A 9,787-nucleotide genomic window follows, 5' to 3' on the forward strand; every position below is an offset into this window, starting at 1 on the left:
CCCCCAGCCCCCCGTGCTGCGCCACGGCATCCCCGGGACCCACCTGTGATCGCCTGGCTGGGTGCAGGGCTGGCCGCCGGGACGCTGCTGATCCCGCTGCTGGCCGCCGCCGCCCTGACCGGCCTCCTCAGCACCGGCGGCGGGGGAATGACCGCCTCTGCCGATCTTCCCGCCGGCTACGCCGCGCTCTACACCGCCGCTGCCGCGACCTGCCCGGGATTACCCGCCCCGGTGCTCGCCGCGGTCGGCAAGATCGAAAGCGATCATGGTCGTGACAGCCGGACCTCCGACGCCGGAGCCGAAGGCCCGATGCAGTTCCTCCCGGCGACCTTCGCCGCCTACGCCGTGGACGCCGACGGCGGCGGTGCCCGCATCGACGACCCCGCCGACGCCGTCTACACCGCCGCAGCCTACCTGTGCGCGTCCGGGGCGGCGAACGGCGCGGACATTCCCGGTGCGCTCTATCAGTACAATCACGACACCGCCTACGTCGCCCGCGTCCTCACGATTGCCGCGAGCTACTCTGAACCGACGCCGAACAGTTCAGTAGCGTGCCCTACCCTTCAGTCAACAGTTCAGTACGGAACCGATGATTTCAGTAGCGCCCCGCTGGCGGCGGTCGCGTTCGCCTGCGCGCAGGTCGGCGAGCCGTACGTGTGGGGCGGCAACGGCGACCCCGGGTTCGACTGCTCCGGGCTGACCCACGCCGCCTACGCCGCGGTAGGCGTCCTGATCCCGCGCACCGCGCAAACCCAGTACGACGCCGGGCCGCTGCTCCCCGCCGGGGCACCGCTGCAACCGGGTGACCTGGTGTTCTTCGGTACGCCGCAGAACATCCACCACGTCGGGATCTCGCTCGGGGGGACGGTCATGGTCGACGCACCGGATTTCGGAAGATCGGTTATGGTTCGTGACTTCCGTGGTTTCTCCGACTATGCGGGCGCGCGCAGGCTGTCGCGCGTCAGAATTTTTGGCACAGGGGTTTGTTGGCCCTGAGCCCAAGGAGATCAGTGATGAGTCGTCCCCCGGTGTTCCCTGCCGAGAACAAGATCCGGATCGTGTTGTCGGTGCTGGCCGGTGAGGTGACGATCGCGGAGGCCGCCCGGCGGAACAAGGTGTCTCCAGACATCGGTCGGGAAGTGGAAGCAGCAGTTCCTCGAGGCCGGCCGTGCCGGGCTGGCGGCTGGTGGCTCGTCGCGTCCGTCGAGCCGGGAGGAAGTGCTCGCCGCTGAGGTCGAGGAGCTGGAAGACCGCGCTCGGTGAGGCGTATGTCGAGCTGCGGGTGTGGAAGAAGTCGGCGGAGGGCCGGCTGGCCCCTACGAGGACCTCGAGGTGATCCGTGAAGACGCGGCGATGCCGACGTCGAGGTTCTGCGAGCTGATCGGCATCCCGCGCCGGACCTACGCCCGCTGGCGGGCCACCGCTCGGGCCGGCGGGCCGGCTGGGAAGGGCCCGTGGCCGGCGCCGGTCGTCGACACCGTCGAGCCGGTCGCGGCGAAGTACGCCGCCGACTGGCTGGCCTGGGGACATCGGAAGATCCACGCGCTGATGGCCGTCGACGGGCACACCGCCTCCGCCTCGTCGGTCGAGCGGGCGTTACGCCGCCGGGGGCTGCTCCAACCGGTCGACTACCAGGGCGAACGCCGCGAGCTGGCCAGGGCCCGTAAGGCCGCGTTCGCCCAGGCGCCCACCGGCCCCTGCCAGGTCTGGCAGCTGGACTTCTCCGAGTACGAGACCACCAGCGGGGGGACCTGGCGGCTGGCCGGGGTGTGCGACTACTTCTCGAAGTACGAGTTCGGCTGGCACATCGGCCCGACCTGTACCGGCACCGACGCCGTCGCCGCCGTGCGGCTGGCTCTCGCCGAGACCGAACGGCTCGCCGGCGGCCCGCTCGTCGAGCGGCTGACCGACCCGGACACCGGCGAGATCCACAAGATCAAGCTGGTGACCGACAACGGGGCGGCGTTCAAGGGCGCGACCTTCGCCCGGTTCGTCGCGTCACGTCCCGAGCTGGTCCATATCCGGACCCGGCGCCGCAGCCCCGGCCAGAACGGTGTCCGCGAGCGCGCGTTCGGCTCGCTGAAGTACGAACATCTCTACCGGCAGGAGATCGACACCCTCGACGACCTGGCGCGTGAGGCGAACGCCTACCGGGAGATCTTCCACCACGTCCGGCCGCACGAGTCCCTCGGCCAGCGCCGGCCGATCGAGGTCCACAACAATCCCGCTCTTCAACCCCCAACCAAGATCGAGAACGCCCAACCTTCAGGTCAAGATTTCTGAGCCAAGATCTTGACGCGGGACACTGCGACCTGACGTGCATGTCCGGGTGTGGCCCTGCTCTGGGGGCTTTCAGTGCGGTCGGCTGGTGGTGCGGCGGCGCAGCACCCAGGCCAGGGTCCCGGCGATCGCGACCGCGGCAACGGCGACCACGATCCAGACAGCGACTGGGGTTCCGTCGTCGTCGCGGTCGGCGGCCGGGCTTGCCGGCGGCGGGGCGGTGGTGGGGGTGACGGCCGGCGTTGTCGCAGCCGGCTGCTGCGCCGCCGTCGGCGGGCTGGTGGGTGCCGGGGCGAGGGTGAGAACCGGTGCCGGGTGGTCGGGTTCGGCCCCTCCCGGGGTGGGCACGTCGATCCAGCGGTCGACGCGGCCGTCGCTGTAGGACTGCAGGGTCTTGAGCACCAACGTCGTCTCGCCAGGCAGTTTCGCGATCTTCACCTGGTATTCGGCGTCGCTGCCGGTGGGGAGTGCGGGTCCGGCGACGGTGTAGCCGTCCGCGGTGGGGGTGAGTGCCCAGCCGGGCGGGCCGGAGACGTAGCTGACCGACGACGGAGTGATCCCGGCGGGCAGGAGCACCTGCAGCGAGGTGATCCCGGCGGTCGTGGACTCGGCTTCGGCGGTGAAGGTCAAGACGGCGTCAGAGGCGCCGGCCTGGGCGGGCTGCGCGGACACTTCGGTGTGCGCGGCGGCAGGCCCGGCGACGATGACCAGAGCGGCTGTGGTCGCGGCGGCGAGGCCGGCGAGTCGGTACCACGGGTTCCTGGGCGGCACTGCGTGCTCCTTCGAGGCGTTGTGACTGTCCGGGTCTGGCGCCCGGTCGTCGTACGGCGACGCCGAGCGTTGCGGCGGGCGGTGTCCTACGGCGACCGGCAGGCCGCAGTAGGACACCGCACAGGGGGTCAGGTCAGGCTGGCGGGCGTGCAGCCCGGCGGGTGCGCCGGACCGCGCCGACGGCGACGTCGACGGCGAGGAAGGCCAGCAGCATCACCCCGAGGACGGGCAGCGCCCAGCCGACCGCGGCGGTCAGCACCACCGTGACCGCCAGGCCGGGCCTGGGTAGTTTCCGCCAGGCACCGCGGGCCGGCGGTGGGCCGACCAGTGCCTGCCGGTCGGGGCGGGTCGGCCGGCGTTGCCACCACATGCGGTAGCCCCAGACGATCACGCAGAGCAAGCCGAGCATCAGGGATGCGAGCAGGATCTGGTTCGCCAGGCCGAACAGCTCGCCCATGTGCGCGGTGATCCCGAGCTTCGTCAGCTTGGCCAGCAGCGGGTAGTCCGCCCAGCGCAGCTCGCGGACCACCTGCCCGCTTTCGGGGTGGACGCCGGCCTGGTCGAGCCGCACCGGCCACTGGTTGTCGGTCTGCGCCACCGTCCACGCGGTACCGGCGTCTGCCGGTGGGCTGATCTCGACCGGCCCGTCCAGGCCGGCGTCACGGGCCACCGCGAGGACGGCGTCGACCTGGCCGGCTATCAGCGCGTCACCGGAAGCGGACGGCTCGCCGACTGACTGCCCGTGGTGGCCGCCGCCCGCCGACGCCGGCTGCGGCTGGTCGGGCAGAGTGGTGTCCAACTCGGGAGTGCGGCTGCCGGTGGCGTCCAGCACGGCGGAGAAATTCTCCCCGGCGTAGTGGGACCAGGTCAGCCCGGTCGCGGACAGGAACAGCAGCCCAACGACCAGCCACACTCCGACGCTGCCGTGCCAGGCCATGGTGCGCCGCCGCCCGCGGGCGGCCAGGTCGGGCAGCAGCACCCGACGCACCCGCCGGTCCCGGCGGCGCCTGGCCACCCACAGCACCAGCCCGCCGAGCGCGACGACCCACAGCCAGCTCGCCGCCACCTCCGAATAATTCCGGCCGACCGCGCCGAGGTGCAGGTTGCGGTGCAGGTCGTCCAGCCACGTCGTCAGCGGGGTGCTGCCCCACCAGGTGGTCAGCGCCCCCCGGACCTGGCCGGTGTAGGGGTCGACGTAGACGGTGCGCTGCTTCTCACCCAGTTCAGGGACGTCAAGGACGACCCGGGTGGTCCGGTCCGCGCCGTCGCCGGTCAGCACGGCGCTGACGGTGCCTTCCGGGTGGGCGGCGCGGGCGGCGGTGACCTGCTCGGCCAGCGGACGCGGGCTGGCACCGGCCTGGTCGACGTGGAGCTCGTCGGCGTAGACCAGCCGGTCGAGCTGCGGGGTGAAGGTGTAGGCCAGTCCGGTCAGTGCGGCCACCACCAGGAACGGCGCGACCAGCACTCCGGCGTAGAAGTGCAGCCGGATCAGCAGCTGCCGCCACCCGGTCGAGGTAAGTGGAAACGTCCCCGCCGCGCTCGGGTCGACACGGGGTGTGTCGGGATCGGGGGCACCGGCCGGACCCGGTGCGGCGGCGGGCTCGCCTGGGGGCAGCCCAGGATGGTCAACAGTAGTCACAGGGGTCTCCGAACAGCGGTCAGGAGCACGGAAGGCGTCAAGATCCGCCGCGTTTACGACCCGACCACAGGCGTAGCTAGGCATCGGGTGTGGTCGGAGACATCAGCGGCGGGCGCCGTCCCGCGTGCGACGCGGGACGGGTGGCAGCAGCCCAGACCGGTGGCCGGCGGGCGGTGGCGCCTTCTACTCCGGTTCCGGTCAGGCCGGGCTGGCGACCGGAGGACCCCTGCGGACGACGACATGGACCAGCCCGACCAGGCCGTGCAGCCGCGGGCGGGACCGGACCGGCGGCGCCGGGCGGCGCGGCGCCGGGCAGACGGAGCCGGACCGGCGCCGACGCAGCCGCCCGGCGGCGCGGCGCGCCACCGACGCGGCCCCACGGGCCGCCCGCCACACCAACCGCTCCCCAGCGGCCAGCCACCAGGCCAGCACCAGTGCGGCGCACAGGTGCGCCAGCACCATCCCGGGACCGCCAGGCAGCAGCTCCACCCCGGTTCCGGCGTGCGCCCCGTGGTGGCTGCCGTGGCCCGCGGCCGACCCGACGCCAGGAGCGGTGACCGCGAACGCGACGTGCAGCCCGACCTGCACCCACAGCACCAGCCCGGTCAGCCGCCGCGCCGACATCCGCCGGCCGGCCGCACCCCAGCACACCCGGGCGGCCAGCCCGGCCCCGCCGCCGACGACCGGCACCGACGGCAACTCGCCGCAGGCCACCACGTGCGCGGCAACCACCAGCCCGACAGCCATCGCGGCGACCGTCAGCGCGCGCACGCCACGCCCGACCGGTGTCGCCGCCCAGATCACAACCCCCAAACCCTAGCTGAACCCGCCGGCGGGGTCAGAGCACCAGGAAGAGCTGCCGGACGGCGCCGGGAGCCTGTCCGTCCTCCCCGGCCTGCTCGCCACCGCCGCGACCGTCTACGCCATCCGCCACGCCCCGAAAGCCGAGACCCGCGAGCGGGCGCCGCTGCAAATCCGGGTCCGGCCGGTCCTGCACGCCGGCCTCGGCCCACTGATGGGCGCCGTCGCCGCCTTCGAGGTCAGGCAACGCCGCCGCCACGCTGCTCATCCTGCGTGCCGCCGAACTCCTGCAACCCGGCCACGGCGAGAACAGCGCCACCAGTCTCGCGCTGGGAAACCCGGCTCCCGGCACACCCAGAGATCGATAGCGAGGCATCGACTTCGCTACCAGCCCTCTCCGCGCGCCAGAAGGGGAAGCACCCGCCCGCCCCCACGTGCCCAACGTCCCTCACTCAGGAAAGGCGCTCTGACAGTCACTTCCATGATTAACCTAGAGATATCAGGCGGGCCCATGCAGTTCCTCGCCGGAACGTTCGCCGAGGTCGTCGCCCGTCACCAGCTACCGGTGGGTGGCGCGAACCCGCCGTCGCTCTACAACGCCCAGGACGCTGTCTATGCTGCGGCGTTTTACCTGTGCGATAATCATGTCGCAGCCGATCTGACCGGTGCCCTGTGGGCCTATAACCATTCAGACGCCTACGTCGCGCAGGTCGTCACCCAGGCCACCGAGTACTCTGAACCGACGTCGAACTCTTCAGTAGAGTGCCAGCTTGTTCAGTCGACAGTTCAGTCGGGTCCCGATGGTTTCAGTAGTGCGGCGCTGGCGGCGGTCACGTACGCCTGTGCGCAGATCGGTAAGCCGTACGTGTGGGGCGGCAACGGCGATCCCGGGTTCGACTGTTCGGGGTTGACTCACATGGCGTATGCCGTGGTCGGTATCCAGATTCCGAGGACAGCCCAGACGCAGTACGACGCCAGTCCGTTGCTGCCGTCCGGAACACCGTTGCAACCAGGTGACCTGGTGTTCTTCGGTACCCCCGGCAACATTCATCACGTCGGAATCTCTTTGGGGGGAACCATGATGGTCGATGCACCTGATTTCGGGAGAACGGTGACGGAACGGGATTTCAGTATCTTCCCGGACTATGCGGGTGCGTCCAGGCCGGCGCGGTAGTGGAGGTTCTGTGGTCTATCGAGGCTTGCTGCCGGTGATGAGTATGGCCGTGTCCGGCGTGCCCGCGATGATTCATCGTGGATCTGGTTTTTCGGTGGGGATGGTGCCGCTCGTCAGAGAAAGAGGGATGCGATGGTGAACGCTGGGGTTTTCCCGGCGCGGGTGCGCCGGTTGGCGGTGGTCGTTCCGCCGGCTGACGGGGAGGCGCTGGGCTCGTGGGTTGATCGGGTCGCGGCCGACTTCGGAACGTCGACGGGGAACGCGGCGCGCTGGCTGGGTTTGGAGTGCCGCCTCGGGCCAGGTGGGAGCACGATGCGCCCCCGGTTCTACGGCGTGGGGTTGACTTCGGCGAGCATCGCGGGGTTGACGGCCGCGACGGGGCTGGCGGCTGAGCGGTTCGAGGAGATGTGCCTGGCGCGGTTCGCGGACACCGCACTGGACCTGACCGGTTTGGATCTCTCCGATGATTCGTCACTCCGGCCGCTGCCGCACCGGGAATGGGCGCTGTTCCTCGGTAGCAGGGCCTGCCCGGCGTGTCTGGCGGAGTCGGGTGGGGTCTGGCCGTTGTGGTGGCGGCTCGGCGTGGCGGCGGCGTGTCCACGGCATGGCCTGCTTCTGCAGGACCGCTGCCCGGCCTGCGGTATGCCGTTGCGCCGTGGGCACCTCCGGCGCAGTGATGTGTCCCGGCGGCGGGGTGCTGACCCGCTGCAATGTGGGAACGCCGGTCCGCAGCATCCGTCGAGGTGCCAGCAACGGCTGGACGTATTGGAAAGCTGTCCGGCTACGGCTGAGTTGCTCACCGTGCAGCGTGTGGTGCTGGAGATGGCGTTCGGCGGTCCCGGGTCGATCGCGGGTGGTCCGGTCACAGGACGGGAGTGGTTTGAGAGCCTGCGGTTCGCTGCCGCGTTGCACCGCCTGTTCGCCCCGGTCGACTATGTGACGGGCTATCCGGGGATGCCGCCGCAGGCGGCCGACGCGTTCATGGCCGCGGCGGCGCACCGGGACGAGAAAGGCGCGCTGCGGATACGGAACCCGCCGAACGCTGCCCACGCGGCAGCGGACCTGCTTCTGGCCGTGCCGGTTCTGGCCGCCGCGGATCCGGGTGCCTGCACGGAACTGCTGCTGCCGTTGGCGGCAGCCGAGGCACGGTTGTTGACCGGAGCGTCGGATCGGCGTGACCGCATGTGGACGGTGGACTGCTCGGGCATTCTGCCGCGGCTATGGAAAGCGATCCGCCGTTCCCGTCATCGGATCTTCGACGCCGACGTGCGTCCGGTGCTACGAACGACAACCGCAGCCGGCTTGGAGTATCGCCATATCCCTCAGCTGATCGACGTGGCGGACTACGGGGAGCTGGTCGCCTCCTGCCTGCCAGGAGTCGCGGAGGTCGCCGGGCGGCGGCTGACCGCCGCCGCGTGCGGCCGTCTGCTCGGCGCCCGGTCCTGGGAACTGGCCGCGGGCAGGCTGGGCATGCCCGGCCATGCCGGGGTGGTGAGCAGGAACGCCGGCGCGATCCGAGGTCTGGCGGACCCGGAGGCGTTCTGGACAGCGGTCTCGGAGGTGATGGACCGGTTGGCGACCCGGGGGCCGGTCGACTACGCGGCGCGCCGCGAGGTGCTTGCCCGCCTGACGGAAATAGCCCCCGCGGTGCTGGACCGGATCGCTGTCCGCTCGGGCATGCCGACCTGCCCGGGGCAATATCGGCACGCTGCTGCCTGGGTCTGGGCGCAGGTGACCAGTGGGGACATCCGCGACGCCCCCGCCTATCCCGCCCGGCTTGCGGACGGGCGCCCGACGCGGGGCACTGCTCGCAGGCTGGACGGCGCCCACCGCCGTCGCTTCGTCGCAGCCCTGCCGCCTGCGGCCTGCGAGGAGCTGCTCCGCTACGGCGCTCGCCTGCTGGCCGGTCGAGGGGTCCCGTCATGAGCCGACACAGCACCCGAAGACTGAAGATCCGCTACGTGGAGGCGGGTGGGGTCGATCGGCTGGTCCTCGCCGAGGAAGCCGGCAACGTCGCCTTCGAGTCCTGCCGGCCGGTGCGTGTGATCCCCGCCTACCATGGGCAGCGCCACACGCCAGGCTGGTACTGGTCCGCCACCACAGGCGGGTTGCTGGCCTACGAGAGCTTCCTGGAACGCCAGTGGCTGACGCTGCTGGACTTCGACGCCGCGGTGACCGCGATCGCCACCCAGGCCCTGGAGCTGCATGGCACCGACGCCGCCGGTGACTGGCGGCACGTCCCGGACATCTTCACCCGCCGCGCGGACGGGTCGGTCTTCATCGTCGATGTGAAGAATCCTCGCCGCCGGCACGATCCGCGGGTGGTCCAGCAGGCCGAACGGACTGCCACCGCCTGCGATCGGATCGGCTGGGCCTACGAGATGGTGACTGTTCCGCCCACGCAGCGCTACGCCAACGTCGCCTGGCTGGCCGGCTACCGCCGGCCGCTGCGGGCCACCAGCAGGCTGACAGCGTCGATCACGACCCAGGCCGCAGAGCAGACCACGGTGGCGGAGTTGGCCGCCGCGACGGGCGCCCCGGAACTGGCCCGTCCGGTGATCTTCCACTTGCTCTGGCGTCAGCAGCTGGTCTGCGATCTGGACACACCGCTGTCCGAATGCACCTGGGTGCGCCTGCGATGACCGCGCCGACCAGGCTGGCGTTGGGTGACTGGGTCGCGTTCGACAACGAGACCCAGCAGATCGTGGGATTCACCGATACCGGCGTGCGGCTGCGGTCGGAGACCGGCCGCATGCAGATCATCCTGCTGGCCGCGCTGCTCGCCGCCCCCGACTTCCGCACCATCTCCGATAGCGCGGCGGCGGAGGCAGGGGAGGTGCGCACCGGGGCGGTGGACCGGGAAGCGATCCTGCTCGGCCTGCCCGCCGGCGAACGTGCCCGCGTGGAAGAACTGGAGAAACACCTGCACCAGGTCGAGACCGGTTTCCCGACTGGCACCGCGGCCGATCACAGTGAACCCGATCCCGCCTACGATCCCGCCCAGACCACGCTGACCACGCGGATCGACACCAAGGCGGCCGAGCTGGGTCTGACGAGCCGACGGCTCTGGCAACTACGCCGGGCCTGGCAGCACGACGGCCTGGTCGGCCTCGCCGACCGGC

At 71.1% G+C, this 9,787-nt stretch carries 10 protein-coding genes and 1 pseudogene; 7 read left to right on the forward strand and 4 right to left on the reverse strand.

All coding sequences use genetic code 11. The features are described from left to right. The 3 genes from DD1DGNOD_RS08900 to DD1DGNOD_RS08910 form a co-directional block, all read left to right on the forward strand. Positions 1-996, forward strand: a 996-nt coding sequence (locus DD1DGNOD_RS08900) for an NlpC/P60 family protein (protein ID WP_430827778.1), incomplete at its 5' end; no start/stop codon positions are given. 17 nt (positions 997-1,013) lie between these two features. Then, on the forward strand, positions 1,014-1,232 hold the full coding sequence (locus DD1DGNOD_RS08905) for a hypothetical protein (protein ID WP_241251359.1): 219 nt from the start codon (positions 1,014-1,016) through the stop codon (positions 1,230-1,232). A gap of 100 nt (positions 1,233-1,332) precedes the next feature. Continuing rightward, positions 1,333-2,283 (forward strand): integrase core domain-containing protein, encoded by a 951-nt coding sequence (locus tag DD1DGNOD_RS08910; RefSeq protein WP_206443037.1) that lies wholly within the window; start codon positions 1,333-1,335, stop codon positions 2,281-2,283. Between the two features lie 69 nt (positions 2,284-2,352). Here the strand turns inward: DD1DGNOD_RS08910 and DD1DGNOD_RS08915 are convergent, their stop codons facing one another. The 4 genes from DD1DGNOD_RS08915 to DD1DGNOD_RS08930 all read right to left on the reverse strand — a co-directional run bounded on the left by DD1DGNOD_RS08915 (position 2,353) and on the right by DD1DGNOD_RS08930 (position 5,750). Next, entirely contained in the window at positions 2,353-3,051 is a 699-nt protein-coding gene (locus tag DD1DGNOD_RS08915; protein ID WP_165034858.1) for a DUF1775 domain-containing protein, read from the reverse strand. A gap of 133 nt (positions 3,052-3,184) precedes the next feature. Next, the gene (locus tag DD1DGNOD_RS08920; protein ID WP_241251360.1) at positions 3,185-4,690 is read right to left on the reverse strand and encodes a PepSY-associated TM helix domain-containing protein; all 1,506 of its coding nucleotides are present in this window, start codon (positions 4,688-4,690) and stop codon (positions 3,185-3,187) included. A gap of 198 nt (positions 4,691-4,888) precedes the next feature. After that, a complete protein-coding gene (locus tag DD1DGNOD_RS08925; RefSeq protein WP_241255584.1) occupies positions 4,889-5,494 on the reverse strand; it encodes a hypothetical protein in 606 nt (201 codons plus the stop codon). 34 nt (positions 5,495-5,528) lie between these two features. Then, entirely contained in the window at positions 5,529-5,750 is a 222-nt protein-coding gene (locus tag DD1DGNOD_RS08930) for a hypothetical protein (RefSeq protein ID WP_165034859.1), read from the reverse strand. Between the two features lie 252 nt (positions 5,751-6,002). Here DD1DGNOD_RS08930 and DD1DGNOD_RS08935 point away from each other — a divergent pair, with 252 nt between their 5' ends. The 4 genes and pseudogenes from DD1DGNOD_RS08935 to DD1DGNOD_RS08950 all read left to right on the forward strand — a co-directional run. Next, a complete protein-coding gene (locus DD1DGNOD_RS08935; protein ID WP_241255585.1) occupies positions 6,003-6,665 on the forward strand; it encodes an NlpC/P60 family protein in 663 nt (220 codons plus the stop codon). A 132-nt stretch (positions 6,666-6,797) separates the two neighbouring features. Beyond that, entirely contained in the window at positions 6,798-8,591 is a 1,794-nt protein-coding gene (locus tag DD1DGNOD_RS08940) for a TniQ family protein (RefSeq protein WP_131766145.1), read from the forward strand. Further along, a complete protein-coding gene (locus DD1DGNOD_RS26720; RefSeq protein WP_165036535.1) occupies positions 8,588-9,307 on the forward strand; it encodes a TnsA-like heteromeric transposase endonuclease subunit in 720 nt (239 codons plus the stop codon). Before DD1DGNOD_RS08940 ends, DD1DGNOD_RS26720 begins: the two co-directional genes overlap by 4 nt. Beyond that, a pseudogene (locus DD1DGNOD_RS08950) lies at positions 9,304-9,787 on the forward strand (Mu transposase C-terminal domain-containing protein); the annotation flags it as partial. The gene DD1DGNOD_RS26720 and the pseudogene DD1DGNOD_RS08950, both read left to right, overlap by 4 nt.

Origin of the sequence: Candidatus Protofrankia californiensis, from assembly GCF_900634765.1 — a bacterium.
Lineage (GTDB): Bacteria > Actinomycetota > Actinomycetes > Frankiales > Frankiaceae > Protofrankia > Protofrankia californiensis.